Annotated in this window: 8 protein-coding genes; all 8 read right to left on the reverse strand. The window is 71.1% G+C overall.

Annotated features, from left to right (window positions below):
* Positions 1-9: 9 nt before the first annotated feature.
* A complete protein-coding gene (locus ACHMXA_RS18295; protein WP_395316077.1) occupies positions 10-732 on the reverse strand; it encodes a sugar transferase in 723 nt (240 codons plus the stop codon).
* Positions 729-3,056 (reverse strand): polysaccharide biosynthesis tyrosine autokinase, encoded by a 2,328-nt coding sequence (locus ACHMXA_RS18300; RefSeq protein WP_395316078.1) that lies wholly within the window; start codon positions 3,054-3,056, stop codon positions 729-731. Before ACHMXA_RS18300 ends, ACHMXA_RS18295 begins: the two co-directional genes overlap by 4 nt.
* A gap of 46 nt (positions 3,057-3,102) precedes the next feature.
* On the reverse strand, positions 3,103-4,317 hold the full coding sequence (locus ACHMXA_RS18305) for a polysaccharide biosynthesis/export family protein (RefSeq protein WP_176664050.1): 1,215 nt from the start codon (positions 4,315-4,317) through the stop codon (positions 3,103-3,105).
* Positions 4,318-4,402: 85 nt separating this feature from the next.
* A complete protein-coding gene (locus tag ACHMXA_RS18310) occupies positions 4,403-5,356 on the reverse strand; it encodes a hypothetical protein (RefSeq protein ID WP_256098915.1) in 954 nt (317 codons plus the stop codon).
* Positions 5,349-6,173, reverse strand: a complete 825-nt coding sequence (locus tag ACHMXA_RS18315) for a serine aminopeptidase domain-containing protein (RefSeq protein WP_395316079.1) — start codon at positions 6,171-6,173, stop codon at positions 5,349-5,351. The genes ACHMXA_RS18310 and ACHMXA_RS18315 overlap by 8 nt, the downstream gene beginning before the upstream one ends.
* Positions 6,170-6,817, reverse strand: a complete 648-nt coding sequence (locus ACHMXA_RS18320) for a 4'-phosphopantetheinyl transferase family protein (RefSeq protein WP_395321316.1) — start codon at positions 6,815-6,817, stop codon at positions 6,170-6,172. Before ACHMXA_RS18320 ends, ACHMXA_RS18315 begins: the two co-directional genes overlap by 4 nt.
* A 147-nt stretch (positions 6,818-6,964) precedes the next feature.
* Positions 6,965-11,962, reverse strand: a complete 4,998-nt coding sequence (locus ACHMXA_RS18325; protein ID WP_395316080.1) for an amino acid adenylation domain-containing protein — start codon at positions 11,960-11,962, stop codon at positions 6,965-6,967.
* Positions 11,959-19,374, reverse strand: coding sequence for an amino acid adenylation domain-containing protein (locus ACHMXA_RS18330; protein ID WP_395316081.1), 7,416 nt, complete (start codon positions 19,372-19,374; stop codon positions 11,959-11,961). Before ACHMXA_RS18330 ends, ACHMXA_RS18325 begins: the two co-directional genes overlap by 4 nt.
* Positions 19,375-19,392 lie beyond the last annotated feature (18 nt).

Raw genomic sequence — 19,392 nt, forward strand, 5'->3', positions numbered from 1 at the left:
AGCAGTCGGCTAGCGCGACCCGCGCGCCCCCGTCACCACCCCGAAGGTCTTCAGCAGGATCACGAAGTCCCGCCACAGCGACAGGTGGGCCACGTACTCCGCGTCCATCGCGGCGCGGCGGCGGTAGCTGATCTCGTTGCGTCCGCTGATCTGCCACAGGCCGGTGATGCCCGGGCGAACGGCGCAGTAGTGGTCCCAGTAGTCGCCGTACAGCTCCTTCTGCGCGAACATGCAGGGGCGCGGGCCGACCATGCTCATGTCGCCCTTGAGCACGTTCCAGAACTGTGGGAACTCGTCGATGCTGTACTTGCGCAGGAAGGCGCCGAAGCGGGTGATGCGCGGGTCGTGCTCCAGCTTCTGGTAGACGGCCCACTCGCGGCGCGCGGCTTCGTTCTGGCGCAGGTGGCGCGCCAGCACCGCGTCGGCGTCGGCCACCATCGAGCGGAACTTGTAGAACTTGAAGACGCGCCCGCCCTTGCCGTAGCGCGGCTGCATGTAGATGGCCGGCCCGCCCGAGGTGTAGAGCACGCCCAGCCAGATCAGCAGGTAGGCCCAGCCGAAGAAGAGGAAGAACGAGCCGGCCATCAGGATGTCGGCCGCGCGCTTGGCGCGGCGCAGCCAGGGGGCGCCGCCCAGCGGCATGTACGGGGCCGTGTTGGCGGCCGCGCCGATGCCCGCGTTGCCGGGGCCCCGCCCCGTTCCGGTGGAAGAGGGAGATCTGAGCGTGCTCATGATTCGGCGTGCTCCGGCAGGATGCGCTTGGGCATGACGGTGTCGGCCGTGTCCAGCGCGAATGGCGGGTCGCGGCGCGCCACGGGGGCGTAGCCGTAGTAGCCGTAGCCATAGCTGCGGTTGTGGCGGCGGGAGGTGTCGACCGCGTTGAACACCACGCCGTGGAAGGCCGCGCCCACGTGGGCCAGGCGCTTGCTGGCTTCCAGCAGCTCGCCCATCTCGCTGTTGTCGGCCCGGGCCACCAGCAGCAGGGTGCCCATGCTCGGCGCCATCGCGGCGGTCTCGGAGGCCAGCAGCGTGGGAGGCGCGTCGACCACCACCACGTCGTAGCGCGTCGAGAGCGTCGACAGCGCGTGCGCGAAGGCGTCGCTGGTCATCAGGCCGGCCGGGTCCGGGTGCAGCGTGCCCGCGGACATCACGTCCAGGTAGGGCAGCACGTGGTGGTGGATGGCCTGCTCCAGCGGCACGCCGCCGGCGATGGCGTCGGACAGCCCGTCCTTGCGCTGCAGGCCGAACTCCTCGCTCAGGCTGCCGCGGCGCAGGTCGGCGTCGATCAGCAGCACGCGCTTGCCCGAGGCGGCCAGCAGCGTGGCGAAGTTCGACGACACGAAGGTCTTGCCCGCGCCGGCCGTGGCGCTGGAGATCAGCACGCGGTTGTTGGGCGCGCCCATCATCACGAACTTCAGCGCGGTGCGCAGCCGCCGCAGGCCTTCGAGGGCCGGGTCTTCCACGTGCAGCGCCGCCAGCACCTTGATGCCGGGCTTGCCGTCGCGCATGGCGCGGTCGAGCACGCGCTGCTGCGTGCTCAGCGGGATGGTGGTGTACACGTTCAGCCCGGTGACGGCCTCGATCGATTCGGGGCTGCCGATGGAGCGCTTCAGGTTCTTGCGTGCCAGTGCCGCGGCGCCACCGGCGAACAGGCCGCCGGCCAGCGCCAGCGCGACCACGATCAGCGACTTCGGCCGCACCGGCTTCTCGGCCACCAGGGCCTGGTCGAGCACGCGCACGTTGGCCACCTTGCCTTCCTTGGCCAGCCGCATCTGCAGCGAGCTGTTCAGCAGCGTCGCGTAGAGCTCGGTGTTGACCTTGATGTCGCGCTGCATGCGCAGGGCGTTCTGCTGCAGCATCGGCATGCGGCGGATGCGGCCGTCGACCGTGCCCAGCTCCCTCTTGAGCGAGGCGATCTGCGCGTCCAGCGTCTTAACCATCGGGTGCTCGGAGGTGAAGCGGCCCACCAGGTCCAGGCGCTTCTGCTTCGCGTCGAACAGCTTGGCCTGCAGGTCCACGTTCTGCGACAGCGCATTGCGCGCCTCGTCGTCCAGGTTGACGGTGCCGTTCTGGTTTCGGTACTGGTTGTAGGCGTCTTCCGACTGCTCCAGCTGCTGCTTGAACTTCGGCAGCTCGGTGCCCAGGAAGGCCAGCGCGCGCTCGGCCTGCACCGTCTTCTGGTCGATGTTCTGCCGCACGTAGAGGCCCGCGATCTCGTTGAGCACGGCCGCGAGCTGGTTGCGGTTGCCCGACTGGAGGCTCACGTCCATCACGCCCGACTGCTTGCCTCTCTCGACCACGCGCAGGTCCTTCTGCAGGCCCAGCAGCGTGAGCTGCTTCGAATGGCGCACCAGCTCGAAGGCGCCGCCGGGGCGGGCGTCGATCGAGCCCACCAGCAGGTGCAGCGCGCCGCCGGGCACGGTCGCCTCCAGCGGCACGCCGACCTTGCCGTGCAGCGGGGTTTCGATGGCCGGGTTGGTCAGCGTGTAGCTGCCGTCGGCTCCAGCGACCAGCGTGAACTTCTTGCCCTCGAGCGCCGGCGGCACGTCCATCCGCGCCACGGCAATGCTCTCGGTGCCCGAGACGTAGTTGCCGTAGCCCAAGATGCCGGGAGAGGAAAGCTGGCTCGAATGCCGCGAGATGAACTCGCCCACCACCGGGATGTAGCGCGGCTTCGCGTCGATGTAGAGCAGGGTGTTCTCCATCGCCTGGCCCAGCACCATGCGCGAACGCAGGATCTCGGTCTCCCCGGCGGTCGGCGTCTTCACGTTGATGCCGCCGCCCCCGTTGGCGTCGCCGGGGAAGTTGCCGCCCGAGCGGTCCGGGTCTTCCACCTGGATCAGGATGTTGGCCTCGTACACCCGCGTGCCGAACAGCGCATAGCCCACGCCGGCCAGCAGCGCCAGCGCGGCGATGCCGGCAATCAGCCAGCGGCTGTCGATCAGGACGTCGAGGTACTCGTGGAACCGGGATTCCCGGGCCCAGGCGGTGGTTTCGATCACCGTCACGGGAGCCGCCGAGGGGGCGGGGAGCGTAGCTTGCCAGCGCGCGTTCATGGGTGTCACCTCTTGCTGTTGCTTTCCTGGAGCGGATGCAGGGCGCCTAGCGGCGGGCGGTGTCGCGGGCCAGGTTGACGACCTGGGCGGCCGGCAGGATCAGGCTGAACACGCGGCTCCAGCTCACCAGCGGCACGCGGTCCACGTACACCACGTCGCGCGGCTGCAGCTCGAAGCGGTCGGCCAGCGCGAGCGCCACCGGGTTCTTCGCGTTGAGGGCGAAGACCTGCTGCACGTCGAGGTTGTCGGGCGCGTTGCGCACCACGTAGATCTGGCCGGGGTCGGAGGTCGCCAGGTCGGGGCCGCCGGCGTCGCCCAGCGCTTCGTTCAGGCTCAGCCGGCCGTTGTTGCGCATCTGCAGCGCGGACGGCGCCCGCACTTCGCCCATCACGTAGACCCGGCTGTCTTCCCGGGTGCCGACGTTCACCACGTCGCCGTTGCGCAGCGGGATGCCGTTGCCGTCCACGCCCAGCGACTGCAGCATCGGCAGGTTGATCTCGGTGGAGACGCCGCCGCGCGTGAGCGTGATGCGAGCGCGGTCGCCGGCCTGGGTGAAGCTGCCGGCGCGGCTGATGGCCTCCGAAAGCGTCATCGGCACGTCGGTGAAGATCTGCAGGCCCGGCGTGCGCACCTCGCCCTGCACGTAGGCGCGCTGGCTGCGGAACGACTGGATGCGCACCGTCACCTGCGGGTCCTTGATGAAGGCCTTGATGCGCCGCGCGATCAGCTCCGAGGCGCCGCTCTCGGTCAGGCCCTGCACCTTGGTGCGCCCGATGTAGGGAAAGAAGATCTCGCCCTTGGCGTCGACGATGAAGCCGGGCGCCACGGTCACGCCGGTCGGGTCGGACTGCTGCGCGATCACCGCGCCGGCGTTCGGCAGCAGCTCCGGATGGTCGTATACGATGATGCCCACCACGTCCCCCGGCCCGATGGTGTAGACCGGCGCCGCAGCGAAGAGGCGCTTGATGTTCTCCGGCGGGCCCTTGGGCTTCTGCGCGAGCTGCGTGCGGATCAGGTCGGGCGTGATCGGAATGATCTTTCCGCTGTCGGCCGAAGCCGTGCTGTCGCCCGTGGTCTTGCCGTAGCCGAGCGGCCCCACCGAGCCGAAGCCCGGCGCGCAGCCCGACAGCGCCACCAGCCCGAGCGACAACAGCAGGGCCAGGCCCAGCCATCGCAGCCGCGACTCGGCCTGCGCACGGGCCAGGACTGCTGCGAGAGGGCGCGTTCCGCATGACTGCGTCGCTGGATCATGACGTTGCATGGTGGTCTCCTTGACGGCTGGTTAAGGGCTGGTTGAAGGCTGGTTTGGTGTTGGCTATGAATGGGGCGCGACCGGGATGCCTCGATCAGGGCGCGGCCCAGGTGGTGGGCATGGCCGGTTCCACGCCGGCCGGCGCGCGGCTTTCCTGGCTGCGGCGTTCGGTGGCGGCGCCGAAGCAGCGCTCGGTGACCCAGTCGCCCACCGAGCGCAGGAACAGCTGCTGTCCTCGCTCGGTGCAGACCGTGTGGTCGACCTCGCCCATGAACTCGTACTGCACTCCCTGCGTGAAGGGCTTGCGGGCGAGCGCGCCGAGCTGGTCGCGGCCGCGGTCGCAGACATGCAGCGAGCCCGAATACAGCAGCTGCACCGCCACCTTGCGTTCGACCAGCCGCTCCAGCGCCGCGCCGAACCAGATCGCGTTTGCCTCGGGCGCGCGCCTTTCGGCGAAGAAGCCCGGCAGCGGCACGGTCGAGTGGCTGCGCAGGAAGCGGCGCTGCAGCCAGCGCCGGGCCTTGCCGGGGAACGAGGGATGCGCGGGAGCGGCCAGCGCGCGGCGCAGGTTGCGCTCCAGGCGGGCGCGCAGTTCCGGAAAGGCGAAGCCGTCGAACAGCGACACCGCCACCACGCGCTTGTCGGCCAGCGCGGCCGACATCGCGTGCTGCACGCCCGAGCACATGCCGACGATCACGAACTGGCGCGCGCCCAGCGCGCGCTCGGCCGCGTCCATGGCCGCCTTCAGGCTGTGCACGGCGCGCACCTGCAGGTCGGAAGACGTGTCGAGCGCGTCGCTGTCGCCGATGCCGCCGAGGTCGAAGCGCAGGCTGCCCACGCCGCGCTCGGCCAGCAGGTGCGCCAGCTTCACGTTGATGCGGCGCGGCCCCACGCGGTGGTTGGCGCCCATGTTGAACATCAGGCAGGCAACGCCGCCCGGCGCCGGCCGCGCGGGCGCCGTGAGCATGCCCATCAGCGCATTGCCGGGGCCGAACAGCAGCGGCGTCTGCTTCGCGGCCGCTTTCAGGTCGTACTTCGCGTCATTCATGAAGAGCCCCCTGGAGGCGGTTGAGCGCATCGGCCGGGACCATGGCGCTGTTGGGGTAGGGGTCGGAGGTCCAGTCGAGCTGGTGGCTGAAATACGCGAGCCGCACCGGCATGTGGCGCGACTGCTGGTCGGCGGCCCACTGGGCGGTGCGCTCGTCGTCGGGGCCGGCCAGCACCAGCGTGTCGTGCAGCGCGGTGAGCGGCAGCGACTCGGGCACCAGCGCCGCCAGCTGCGCGCGCAGCGCGGGCGACAGCAGGGTGCCGAGGGCTTCCTGCGGGATGGCCTCCGGCTCCTGCACGAGGTCGCGGCGCCAGGCCAGGTCGGGGATGCAGAAGGTGGTGTCGATCGCCGCCACGTGCTGCTCGCGCAGCAGCCGGGCATAGCGGCGCCCGTCGATCACCGGCTCCCACAGCACCAGCCGCACCGGATCGCAGCGGCCGCCGCGCGCGGCCAGCACGGCCACGGTGGCGCCGAGCCGCGCGCCGACCCACACGATGGAGGCGGCTGGCACGCGCCGGCGCAGCTCCTCGTGCGCAGAGCACAGGTCGCGGCGCCAGCCATCGAGCTCGCCCTCTATTTCCTCGCCCGGCGAATCGCCGGAGCCGTAGAAGTCGAAGCGCAGGGTGGCGATGCCCGAGCGCGAGAGCCGTTCCGCCAGCACCTTGAAGAAGCGGTGCGTGCGCAGCCCCTCCTGGCCGAAGGGCGGGCACAGCAGCACGGCTGTGTCGTTCCCGCCGCGGTCTGCCTCGGCCGGGTGGAACACGCCGAAGACCTGCCGCGAGGCCGGCCCGAACATGATCGGCTCGAAGCGCGTCATGGAGCGGTCTCCATGCTGCGCGCCGGGGCGCCCGCTTTCCGACGAAGGGACTGGCCGTTGGCATACCCGCCGTTGTCGGCGGGGCCTGCCGTGCCGAGCCGGTTCGCGCGTGCCTCCGTCTGGCGCCATTCGGCGAGCGCGCCTACGCAGTCCAGCCGCGCGGGCGCGGGCCCGAGCACCAGCCACAGGATGCGGCCGGCCACCGAGAGCTCCACGCTGCGGCAATCGGGCTCCAGCCCGACTTCGAAGCTCTGGGACGACACCAGCAGGCCCACGCCGATGGCCTTCAGGCAGGCCTCCTTGCGGGTCCAGCAGGTGAGGAAGGCGCGGTCGCGCTCGTGTGAGGGCAGGGCGGCCAGCGCCTCCTGCTCGCTGCGCGTGAAATGCTCGGCCGCCAGGATCGCCGCGTCCGGCACCGGGCGCAGCAGCTCGATGTCGGCGCCCAGCGGGCCGCGCCCGCCGATGGCGATCAGCGCCAGGCCCTGGCTGTGGCTCAGCGAGAACTGGGTGCGCGCATGGCCGGTGAGCGACGGCTTGCCGAAGGAGCCTACCGACAGGCGAAGTTCGGCGTGATGCAGGCCGGTGTACTCGCTCAGCGCCTGCCGCAGCGCGACGTGCGAGGCCACGTAGCGTTGCCGGTCCAGCGCGAAGCGGAAGCCGTCGGCGCGCGCGCGTTCCTCCTCCGAGAAGAAGTTCCTCGGACGGGAGGTCGGTGAAGCTGTCCAGGTCGACGTACCGGCACACCGGTGCGTCGATGGAAAGCGCGTAGAGGGAGCTGCCGGTCATGTCGATCACCCCTTGCGCAGCCAGCCGCCGAGGGCGCCGAGCAGCCCGCCGCGATGCGCCTGCGCGGCCGTGCCGGCGGCCAGCTCCGCGAGATCCGAAGGCACGCCTTCGCTTGCGCCGCGCGCCGACGAGGCGATCTGCCCGAGGTTCTCGAACAGGTAGCGGCGCGGCTCCACGCGGTGCCCCAGCGTCTGCGCGGCCTGCTGCACCGCGCGCAGCACCAGCAGCGAATCGCCGCCGAGGTCGAAGAAGTTGTCGCTGGCGCGGATGTCGTTGACGTCGATGCCGATCACGCCGGCCCAGATGAGGGCGAGCTGCGCCTGCTCGGGCTCGAGCTGGCTCTGCTTCGCCTTGGGCGCGTCGCCGTTGGCGGCACCGGCCGCGGCGCTCCTGCCGTCGTCGCTCGCGGCCAGCTTGCGCAGGTAGGCCGCGCTGGTCGAGCCTTCGGTGTCGGCGATCCGCTCGAGCGTGGCGCCGGGCTCCTCGGCCACGCGGTGCAGCACCTCCAGGTACCGCTCGCGCAGCTGGGCGCCGGTCTCGCGCAGGTACACGTCGGCGTTGTAGATGAGCGCGCCTTCCAGTCCGTGCGGCTTGTCCATCAGCCACACGCCGATGTCGTCGGTGGCGCCGTGCTGCATCACGTGCATCTGGCGGGTCTGCAGGCTGCCGATGGAACGCGTGCGCTCGCGGGCGTCCTGGAACGAGAACATCGACTGGTAGGGCCCCGAGGTCTTGATCTGCCCCGCGTAGCCCGGCTCGGCCATCAGGCGCTCGAACGGCACCTGCTGGTTGTTCATCATCGACAGCAGCTCCTGCTTCACGTAGCGCATGAAGGCGGGCAGCGCCAGCGAGCGGTCGACCGTGAGCGAGACCGGCAGCACGTTGTTGAAGAAGCCCATCACGTCCTCGGTCTCGGCCTGCTGGCGTCCGCGCACCGGGTTGGCGATGACGATGGCCTCGTTGCCGGTCACCTGGGCCATGGTCAGCGCGTACACGCCGAAGGTGAGCATGCTCAGCGTCACGTCCATGTCGCGGGCGATCTCGCGCAGCCGCTGTGTGCTCTGCAGGTCGATGTGGATCCAGTGCGCGCCGCCCTGGCCGCTCTTGCCGGCGCGCCGGGGCATGTCGGTCACCGGCGGGCGCACGGCCCTGGCGCCTTCGAGGCGGCCGCGCCAGAAGGCGAGCTGCTCCTCGCAGGCGGGCTCGGTCAGCCACTTCTCAAGCCACTGGGCGTAGTCGCCCTGGGTGGTCATGAGCGGCGGCAGGTTGTGCGGGCGCCCGCGTTCGGCGGCGTCGTAGAACGCGGCCAGCTCGCGCTGCATCAGGTCGAAGGACCAGCCGTCCCAGATCAGGTGGTGCGGCACGAACTGGAACACGTGCTCGTTGTCGTCCAGCCTGAACAGCGTCGCGTGCATCATCGGCGCGGCGTGGATGTCGATGGGGCGGTCCGCCAGCTCCTGCATGCGCTCGGCCAGCTCGGCCTCGCGCTGGTCGGCAGGCAGGTCGCGCAGGTCGACCAGCGGCAGAGTGAATTCCGCAGACTCCGCTATCGCCTGCACCGGCTTTCCGCTTTCCGCGTCGATGTCGATGCGGGTGCGCAGCGAGGGCTGGCGGTGGATGATCTGGCGCAGCGCCTCCTCGAAGCGCGCGGCGTCGAGCTGCCCCGTGAGCCGCTGCGCCGAGGGTGCGTTGTAGACCGAGCGGCCCGGATGCAGCTGCTCCATGAAGCGGATGCGCTCCTGCGCCATGGTCAGCGGCGCGGTGGTGCGCCCGGCGCTGCGCCCGATCGGCGCCTGCAGCCCCACGCCCGCGCCCTGCAGCGCCTGGATGGACGCCGCCAGCTTCTCGGCCGTGGGCGACTCGAAGAGGGTGCGCAGCGGCACCGTCACCTGGAACTCGCGGCTCAGCAGCGTGGTGAGCCGCGCCGCCAGCAGCGAATGGCCGCCCATGGTGAAGAAGTCGTCGTGCATGTCGAGGCCCGGCAGGCTCAGCACCTTCTCCATGAGCGCGAGCACCTTGCGCTCGTGCTCGTTGCGCGGGCCGGCGCCGCGGCGCACCTCGTCGCGCGCCACCGCCTGCGGAGGCGGGAGCGACACGCGGTCGATCTTGCCGTTGGCCAGCTTGGGCAGCACGTCCATCGTCACCACGTGCTGCGGGAGCATGAAAGCCGGAAGGTGCTTGCGCAGGTGCACCATCAGCGTCTCGAGGTCGAAGCCGGCGCCCTGCTTGAGCGCGAGGTAGGCCACCAGGCGCACGTCGCCGGGGTTGTCCTCGCGGGCCACGACCACGGCGCGCGAGACGCCCGCCACTTCGCAGCAGCGCACCTCGATCTCGCCGGGCTCGATGCGGTAGCCGCGCACCTTCACCTGGAAGTCGAGCCGCCCGAGGTGGTCGAGCAGGCCGTCGTTGCGCCAGCGTCCGCGGTCGCCGGAGCGGTACATCTTCATCGGGGTGCCGAAGATGCGCACCGTGACGAAGCGCTCGGCGGTCAGCTCGGGCCGATCGAGATAGCCCAATGAAACGCCTTCGCCCGCGATGCAGATCTCGCCCGGCACGCCGATGGGGCAGGGCTGCAGGTCGGCGTCGAGGATCCAGATCTCGGTGTTGTCCACCGGCCTGCCGATGGAGACGCCGCGCGAGGAGATTTCCTCGGGGCGCACGTGCCAGGCGGTGGAGTACACGGTGGTCTCGGTCGGCCCGTAGCCGTTCCACAGGCCTTCCATGCGTTCGCACAGCGCCAGCGCCATGCTCGGGCGCAGCGCCTCGCCGCCGGTCCAGCCGCGAAAGCCCGGCGCGCCGCCGGCCCACTGGGCGTCGAGCAGCAGCTGCCACATGCCGGGCGTGGCCTGCAGCAGGGTGATCTGTTCCTCGTCGAGCGCGCGCGACAGGCGGTTGCCGTCCATCGCCACTTCGCGCTTCACCATCACCAGCTCGGCGCCGGCGGCCAGCGGCAGCAGCAGGTCGGGCACTGCCATGTCGAAGGACAGCGTCGTCACGGCGGCGATGCGGTCGGCCGGGCCGATGCCCGACTCGCGCTGCATCCACTGCAGCAGGTGCGCCACGCCGCGGTGATGGGCGATCACGCCCTTGGGCAGGCCGGTCGAGCCCGAGGTGTAGATCACGTAGGCGGCGTCTTCCGACTGCGGGTCGTCGGCGCTCGGCGGCAGCGGATCGCCGGAGAGCTGCCGCCATTCGGTGTCGCGGTCGATCTCGAAGATGCGCTGGCCCGCGTCGCCACGCCAGTCGCGCGGCGCGACCGCGATGTCCGACGATGTCAGCATCAGCGCGAGCTTTGCGTCGCTGGCGTAGTGGTCCAGCCGGGCCTGCGGGAAGGCGGTGTCCAGCGGAACGTAGGACGCGCCGGCCTTCAGCACGCCCAGCATCGCGACGACCATCTCGAGGCTGCGCTCCAGGCACAGGCCCACGCGCTGGCCGCGGCCCACGCCACGCGCGCGCAGCGCACGGGCAAGGCGGTTGGAGAGCGACTCGAGCTCGCCGTAGCTGCAGCTGCGGGCGCCGTCGCGCACCGCGGGGCGGTCGGGCTGCAGCGGAGTGCGCGCGACGAAGCCGGCATGCGCCAGCGGCGCGCCGACCAGCGGCACCCGCGCCGGCTGCAAGGCGAGCAGGGCGCGCGCGGCCTCGGCCGACAGCACTTCGAGCCTGCCGACCGTTTCGTCGGGCCTGTGCGAGGCCGACTGCAGCACGCACTCGAACATGTCGAGCCAGCGCTGCACGCTGACCTCGTCGAAGAGGTCGGTGTTGTACTGCGCCTCCACCATCAGGCCGCCGTCGAGCGGGCGCAGGTTCACGAAGAGCTCGAAGTTCTCGTAGCGGCGGGCGATGGTGTCCTGCACCACGTCCAGCGTGGTGAAGGCCTGCGCGCTGCTGGCCACATCGGGGTCGACGTTGAAGGCCACGCTCACCAGCGGCAGCCGGCTCGGGTCGCGCTCCAGCGAGAGCTGGCTCAGCAGCGCGCCGTAGGTGAGTGCCTGGTGGTCGAAGGCGTCGAGCACGGCGGTGCTGCATTCGTCCATCAGTGCGTCGAAGCGCATGTCGGCGCGCGCGGCCAGGCGAAGCGGCAGCAGGTTCACGCAATGGCCGACCAGGCCGGGCATGTCGTGCGCGAGCTGGCCCGAGGCGGGAATGCCGACCACGATGTCTTCCTGGCCCGTGAGCCGGTGCAGCGTGGCGACGAAGCCGCTGAGCAGGCCGGTGAAGAGGCTGATGCCGGCCTTGGTGCTGGTGGTGCGCACCGAGGCGACCAGGCGCTTGTCGAGCAGGCGCTCGGCGCGGCGCGAATTGAAGGTGCGCGCGGCCGGGCGCGGGCGGTCCAGCGGCAGGTCGAGCACCGGCAGCGGGCTGCCGGGGAAGCGGCCCAGCCAGTAGTCGACGTGCGCCTGCATGTCCGGATGCGCCGCCGCGGCGGCTTCCTCGGCGGCGAAGTCGGCGAAGAGGGGCGCGGCCTTGAGCTTCAGCCCGGTGCCGGTTTCCTCGGCATACAGGTGGCCCAGCTGCTCGGTGATGACCGCCCACGACCAGCCGTCGCATACCACGTGGTGCGCCGACATCACCAATTCGTGCTCGGCCCTGCCGAGCCGGTAGAGAACCGCCCTGAACAGCGGGCCGTGCTCCAGCGGGAACGGCGTGCAGACCGCGTCGTCGTGCGCGTCGCGCAGCGCCTGGGCACGGGCTTCGGGCTCGAGCGCGGACAGGTCGTGCCCGGCCATGACGTTCGCGCGGGGCTGGCTCACCAGCATGCAGGCGCCGTCGGGCGAGATGGTGGAGCGCAGTGCCTGGTGGCGCGCGAGCAGGCGGTCCATGGCGCGCGAGAGGGCAGGCTGGTCGAGCTCCCCGCGCAGGCGCAGCACCACCGATTCGTTGTAGGCCATCGAGGCTTCCGTGCCCAGCGTGGCGCCGAGCCAGACTTCGCGCTGCGACGGCGTGGTCGCGATGATGGATTCGACGATCCCACCGCTCGCGGTGGGCTTGAGAACGGCGTTCATGCTGCGGCCTTTCCATTGACGAGGGCGTGACTGGCGGGTGCCGTGTCGGGCACGTACCAGAAGGGCTGGCCGTCGATGTCGCGGGCAAGCACGCTGCCTTCTTCGGCCGGCTTGTGGATGTCGAAGCCGGTGACGGGAATCGCGCGGCGCGGCAGGAAGCCCGACTCCTGCATCTCCGCGACCGATTCCTTGAAGGCGCGCTGGATGAAGGCGATGTCCTCGGCGCTGTGCGCGCTGGTGAGGAAGCACGGGAAGTTGTCCAGGATGTGGACCCCGCGGCTGCGCATCATGGCGAACAGCAGGTCCTGCAGGGGATGGTCTTCGAGCCAGCTCACGCGCCACAGCGACGCGAAGTGGCGGACCTCGATGGGCGCGCCCACCTCCCTGCACCAGCCGGTGAGTTCCGCGGCCATGGCGGTGGTGCTCGCGTTGAGCCCCGACTGCAGCGACGGCCCGGCTTCCTTCAGGTGCGCGAGCGAGGCCTTCGCCGCCGCGAGCGCGAGCGGGTGGCGCACGAAGGTGCCCGCGAAGTAGGTCACGCCCACGCCGGGAATGGAGTCGTCGCCGTACTGCCAGGCGCCGCCGTCGAGCGCGTCCATGAACTCGCGCTTGCCCGCGATCACGCCCACCGGGAAGCCGCCGCCGATCACCTTGCCGTAGGTGGCGAGGTCGGCGCGCACGCCGAAGAACTCCTGCGCGCCGCCCAGCGCGGTGCGAAAGCCGGTGATGACCTCGTCGAAGATCAGGCAGCAGCCGTTCTGCGCGGTGATCTCGCGCAGCTCGTGCAGGAACTCGCGCGGCTGGAAGTCGGGCCGGCGGCTCTGCACGGGCTCGGCCAGCACGGCGGCCAGGTCGTCGGCGTTCTCGCGGATGAACGCCAGCGCCTCGGGCGTGCCGTAGTCGAGCACGCGGATGTCGCCGAACATGCCGCTCATCACGCCGGGCGCGGCCGACAGGCCCTTGCCGCCCTTGCCGGCGCGCACCAGCACCTCGTCGAAGGTGCCGTGGTAGGAGCCGGTGAACACCACCACCGTGCTGCGGCCGGTGACGGTGCGCGCGATGCGCAGCGCCGCCATCACGGCCTCGGAGCCGGTGTTGCACAGGCCCGCGCGGTCGTTGCCGGTGAGCTCGCACACCAGCGCCGTGACCTCGGCGGCCAACGGATGCTGCGGGCCGATCTCGTAGCCGGCGTCGAGCTGCCGGCGCACGGCCTCCTGCACGAACTCGGGCTGCCAGCCGAACATGTTCATGCCGAAGCCGTTGAGCGCGTCGACGTACTCGTTGCCGTCGAGGTCCCACATCCTCGAGCCCTTGGAGCGCTCGATGACGATCTGGTAGGTGATCTCCTTCGTGATCGGCCGGAAGCCGTTGACCACGCGCGGATCGGCCATGTGCGCCCGGTTGGCCTCGGTGAATTCCTTGCTCTTGCGCGTGCGCTCCACGTAGCGGCGCACGAAGGCCGCCAGCCGCGCCTTCTGCCGGCCGCTGGGCTCGGTGGTGCGCTGGGTGTGGATGCGGGCGATGGCGCCGAAGGCCTTGCTCACGTCGTAGCGCACGGGCTGGGCGGGCTCCTCGGCGGATGCGGGGGAGGCCTGCGTTGCCGGAGCCGCCGCCACGGGCGCGGCCTGGGCCGGCATCACCGGCTGCAGAGTTACCAGCGGCGCAGCGGGAACGGCGCCCGACAGCAGCGCGAGCTGCTGCCGCATCAATTCCATCTGTTGCGAAATCAGCTGGGGCAGCTGGGCCTCACCCATGACGGCACTGCCTTGCATCGGCATGTAGACCGGCATGGCCACCGGCACCGGCTGTTGCGGCGCCACCCGTGATACGGAGACCGCGGTTTCGGCTGGCGCGGCTGCCGCAGCAGCCACCGGCGCGGGCGCAGCCTCGGGCGGCAGGCTCTCGCGCAGGAAGGCCGAAAGCGCGTCGAAGCCGCGGTAGTTCTCCATCAGCTGGCGGAAGCTGACGTTCACCTTGAAGTGTTTCTTGATCTGCGTGGCCGCCTGGGTCAGCGTGAGCGAGTCCAGGCCCAGTTCGCCGAAGGGCGCCTGGCCCTCGGCCTGTGCCATGTCTAGGCCGGAGATGTCCTCGAACAGCGCACGCAGGCGCGTGTCGACGGACGGGCCGCCGGAAGGAGGAGGAAGAGGCGAGGGCGTTGCAGCAGTCACGATCGGCTCCAGGGAAACGGGTGGTACGAAGGGCGTGGTCGTGGCCGTGGCGGCGGGCGCGGCCGCGGCGACGGAAACGTCGAAGGAAGAAGCGATGTCGACCCAGCAGCGCTTGCGCTCGAAGGGCGTGGTGGGCAGGCGCACGCGCTGGGCGCCGGCGCGGGCCGTCAGGCGGGAGAGTTCGATGTCGGCGCCGCAGGTCCAGAGGCGGCCCAGCGCCAGGCGCAGGGTGCGGGCCTCGTCGGCCAGGCCGCCGGGCTCCACGTGCAGCAGCGCGAAGGCGTTGCTCGCGCCGTGCTGGCGCACCAGCGTCGAAAGCGTATTGCGCGGGCCGGCCTCGACGAACAGCGGATTCGCCGTCTGCGCCATCGCGCCGCGCACGGCCGGCGAGAAGCGCACCGTGCCGCGCAGGTGCCTGGCCCAGTAGGACGGACTCGTGGCCTCGGCGTCGTCGAGCGGCTTGCCGGTGAGCGTGGAATGGATCCGGATCTGCGGCGCACTCAGCGCGACCTTGGCCACCAGGGCCTCGAAGGGCGCGACGGCCGCGTCCATCATGGCCGAGTGGAAGGCGTGCGAAGTCTGCAGCGGGCGGCTCGGAATGCCCTCTGCTTCCAGCGCGGACTGCAGTGCCGCGATGGCATCGAAGGGGCCGGCCGCGACGCAGGCTGTGGGGCTGTTCTCCGAGGCCAGCGAAAGCTGCGGGCCCAGCCTTTCGGCGAGCTGGGCCGCGCCAAGGCGCACCGACAGCATCGCTCCGGCCGGCTGCGCCTGCATGAGCGCGCCGCGGCGGGCCACGAGCCGGGCGGCGTCTTCGAGGCGCATCACGCCCGCGATCACCGCCGCGACGAATTCGCCGACGCTGTGGCCGATCAGCGCATGCGGCCTCGCGCCCAGCGCCAGCAGCCGCCGGGCGAGCGCGTATTCGAGCGCGAAGATCGCGGGCTGCGTGACGGCGGTGGGCGACAGCGCCTGCGGGTCGTCCGAGAACATGCGCTCGCGCAGGTCGAAATCCGTCACGCCTTCCAGGGCGGCCATGCAGTCGTCGAAGGCGGCGGCGAACACCGGGTCCTTCGCGTGCAGGTTGCGGCCCATGCCGGCGTACTGCGCGCCCTGTCCGGGGAACATCAGCACGAGCTGGGGTTCGCTCGAGGCGGCGCGGCCGCTGACGGTGCCGGTCGAGCCGGTGTCTCGCAGGGAGGCCGCGGCATCGGCCGTGCTGCCGGCCACCACCGCGCGGCGGAAGGCGTGGGCCTTGCGGCCGACCGCGAGGGTGTGGGCCACGTCGGCCAGTGCGAGTTCCGGATGGGCTTCGAGGTGCGACGCGAGCTGCCCGGCGGCCACGGCGAGCGCTGCCTCGGAGCGCGCGGAAAGCAGCAGCACCTGCTCGCCCGCGGCGGGCGGCGAAGCCGGCCGGGGTGGCGCCTCCTCGACGATGACGTGCGCATTGGTGCCGCCGACGCCGAAGGAACTGACGCCCGCGCGGCGCGGCTGGGCGGCGCGCGGCCACGGCTGCAGGCTCGCGGTCACGTGGAAGGGCGTGCGCGCGAAGTCGATCGACGGGTTCGGCGCGCTGAAATGAACCGTCGGCGGGATCTGCTCGTGGTGCAGCGCCAGCGCCGTCTTGATGAGCCCGGCCGCGCCCGCCGCCGTGACCATGTGGCCCACGTTGCTCTTGAGCGAGCCCAGCGTGCAGAAGCCCAGCGCATCGGTGTGCTCGGCATAGGCGACGGCCAGCGCCTCGACCTCGATCGGGTCGCCCATCGGCGTGGCGGTGCCGTGTGCCTCGACGTAGGAGATGCTGCGCGCGTCCACGTCGGCCGCCGCCAGCGCCGCGCGGATCACCGCGGCCTGCCCGTCGACGCTGGGCGCGGTGAAGCTGGCCTTGGCGCCGCCGTCGTTGTTCACGCAGGCGCTGCGCAGCACGGCGTAGATGGTGTCGCCGTCGGCCTGCGCGTCGGCCAGGCGCTTGAGCAGCACCACGGCCGCGCCGTCGCTGAAGACGGTGCCCTGGGCCTGCGCGTCGAAGCTGCGCGTGTGGCCGTCGGGCGAGAGCATCGAGCCCTCGTTGTAGAGATAGCCGCTGCGCGGCGGGCAGGTGACCGAGGCGCCGCCCGCCAGCGCCATGTAGCACTGGCCCGTGCGCAGCGCGTGGAAGGCGTGCGCCACCGCCACCAGCGAGGTCGAGCAGGCGGTGTGCACGCTGACGGCCGGGCCCGTGAGGTTGAGCCGGTTCGCCACCCGCGTGGTGATGTAGTCCTTCTCGTTGGCCAGCATCACCTGGAACTCGCCCACCGGCTCCACCAGGTCGGGCCGGGTGCTCACGTGGCGCTGGAAGTAGGTGGCGTTGTACATGCCGGCGTACACGCCCACCGGGCCCGGTGCCGCGTCGGGCACGTAGCCGGCGCGCTCCAGGGCTTCCCAGCAGATCTCAAGGAACACGCGCTGCTGTGGGTCCATGAGCTGCGCTTCCTTCGGGCCGATGCCGAAGAAGGCGGCGTCGAAGTTCTCGATGCCGTCGATCACGCCGCGTGCGCGCACGTAGGCGGGGTCGTTGCGCAGGGCCTCGGAGATGCCCGCGTCGAGCGTGGCGTCGTCGAAGAAGCTGATCGTGTCGCGGCCGGCGACGAGGTTGTCCCAGAACTGCTCCACGTCGGCAGCGCCGGGAAAGCGCCCGGCGGTGGCGATCAGCGCGACGGCGTCTTCAGGATGGGTGGCCGCTGCGGTCGGTCGATCCTTGGAACCGGCCGCAGCGGCCGTGGCGGACTGTTCGTCCGCCGGCTGCATCCGCGCACCCATCGCTTTTGGCGTGGGATTGCGGAAGAAAAGATTGGTGGACAGCGGCGCGCCCGTGCCACGGCGGAGATCGGCCAGCACCTGCAGCACCAGAAGCGAATCGCCGCCCAGGTCGAAGAAGTTGTCGTTGCGGCCGACCTTCGAGATGCGCAGCGCGCGGGCGAAGGCGTCGCACACCTGCCGTTCGATGGCGCCGCGCGCTTCCTCGAAAGGCTGCGCGAGATCGGGGCGCTCGCCCGCCGGCTCGGGCAGCGCCTTGCGGTCGAGCTTGCCGTTGGGGGTGACGGGAAGCCTTTCCAGCCATACCTGGGCCGCCGGCACCATGGCCGCGGGCAGGCGCTCGCCGAGGTGGGCGCGCAGGGCGTCCCACGACGGCCGTGCTTCTACAGACTGCGAAAGCAGATAGGCCACGAGGCGCAGCTGCCCGCTGCCGTCGGGCCGGGCGACCACCGCGCACGACTGCACGCCGGGATGCGAGAGGATCGCCGCCTCCACCTCGCCGGTCTCGATGCGGTGGCCGTGGATCTTCACCTGGCCGTCGCGCCGGCCGATGAATTCGATGGTGCCGTCCGGCAGCCAGCGCGCGAGATCGCCGGTGCGGTAGAGCCGGTCGCCGGGGGCGCCGAAGGGGTCCGGCACGAAGCGCGCGGCGCTGAGTTCAGGCTGCCGCAGATAGCCGCGTGCCAGCCCGTGGCCGCCGATGCACAGCTCGCCGACGAAGCCGGTCGGCAGCAGCGCCATCGAGGGACTGAGCACGCGCAGCACGGTGTCCTTGATGGGCCGGCCGAGCGGAACCGAGCGAAGGTCTTCCGGCAGCGGCGACGCGATGCGGTGCGTGGCCGCGAAGGTGGTGCATTCGGTGGGGCCGTAGCCGTTGCTCAGCGCGAGGCCGGGCAGCGCTGCCAGCGCGCGGCGCACGTGCGGCACGGAGAGCGCCTCGCCGCCGGTGAAGAGATGCCGCAGGCCCGAAAGATGGGCCGGGTCGTCGTCGACGACGGCATTGAAGAGCGCGGCCGTGAGCCAGGCGGCGTGCACGTCGTGGCGCGCGATGGTGCGGGCCAGCCCGGCGCCGGTGGGCACGCGTTCGTCATGGATCACGCAGCAGCCGCCGTTGAGCAGCGGGCCCCAGATTTCCAGCGTGGCCGCATCGAAGCCCAGCGGGGCCGCGTGCAGCATGGCGAGGCCGGGCGCGAGCGAAACGTAGTCCACGCCCACGACGAGCCGCAGGATCGAGCGATGGCAGATCTCGATGCCCTTAGGCGTGCCCGTCGAGCCCGAGGTGTACATGACGTAGGCCACCGATTCCGCGTCGATGGCCGGCGGATTCCATGAACTGCGGTTTTCGTTGTCTTGCTGCTCGTCGACCAGAAAAACGCCGTGATGGGGGGGGACGAGGTGGCGGTGCTCCTGCGTGGCCAGCACGTGGTGCGCGCCTGCCTCGTCGAGCATGTAGGCGATGCGTTCGGGCGGGTAATCGGTCGGCACCGGTACGTAGGCGGCGCCGGCCTTGAGGATGCCGAGCTGGGCGACGATGGCCGCCATCGAGCGGTCGAGCAGCATGCCGACGCTGTCGCCGCCGCGAACGCCCAGGGCCTGGAGGCGCCGGGCGAGGTCGTCGGACTGCCGGTCGAGCTCGCCGTAGCTCATCCGGGCCTCGCCCTGCGCGAGGGCGATGGCGTCAGGCGCCGCCGCGGCCTGCCGGACGAACATGGCGGGCACCGTGAGGGCTGGGTCGATGGGCGAGAGGGGGATGTTCCAGGCGCCGAGCTGATCCGAACGGTGGGCGCCGGGCAGCGTGCGGATGTCGCCCAGGGCCGCATCGGGATGGTCGAGCAGGTCTTCGGCGGTGTCGGCGAGTGCCGCGAGCAACTGCTCGAGCGTGGCGGAGTCGATCAGGCCGGCGGCCGCGTCGGCGTGCAGCGATGCGGAGGCGGCGTCGAAGCGCAGCCGCAGCGGAGCATCGGTGCCCCGTGTGTCCATTTCTTCGCGCAGCCAGAGCGTCGTGGGCGCGGCGGCGTGCCGGGGCTTCGGTGCGTTGCGGCGGCCGAGGTCCAGCTCTGCCAGCCAGCGGCCTGCGGGCATGGTGGTGTCGAACGCGACGGTGGTGGAGAAGCACGCGGGCGCGTCCTGCCCCGCGCCTGCTTCATTCAGTACGGGCCAGAGGCTTCCAAGCCAGCGAGCCTCCAGCAGCAGCCAGGCGCCTGCGAAGAGGGTGTCCGGCAACCGGCCCCCGATGGCCGGCGAACCGGCCAGGTTCCGCGCGAAATGGGGCGAGAGCGTGGCGGAGGCGGCGTGGCGGCTGGCCGATCCTTTCGAATTGGATCGCGACACGAACAGGTCTTCCAGAGCGAGCTCCGGATCGCCTTGGCCTGCCTGCGAAACAGTTTGAATTTCCACGTAAGTATCCCAAAAGAAATACGACAAAAGTAATTGAGCGAATGGAAAATCCATTCGCGCAATTAAGAATGA

The sequence above is a fragment of the Variovorax sp. UC74_104 genome, from assembly GCF_044055375.1.
In the GTDB taxonomy this organism is placed as follows: Bacteria; Pseudomonadota; Gammaproteobacteria; order Burkholderiales; family Burkholderiaceae_C; genus Variovorax.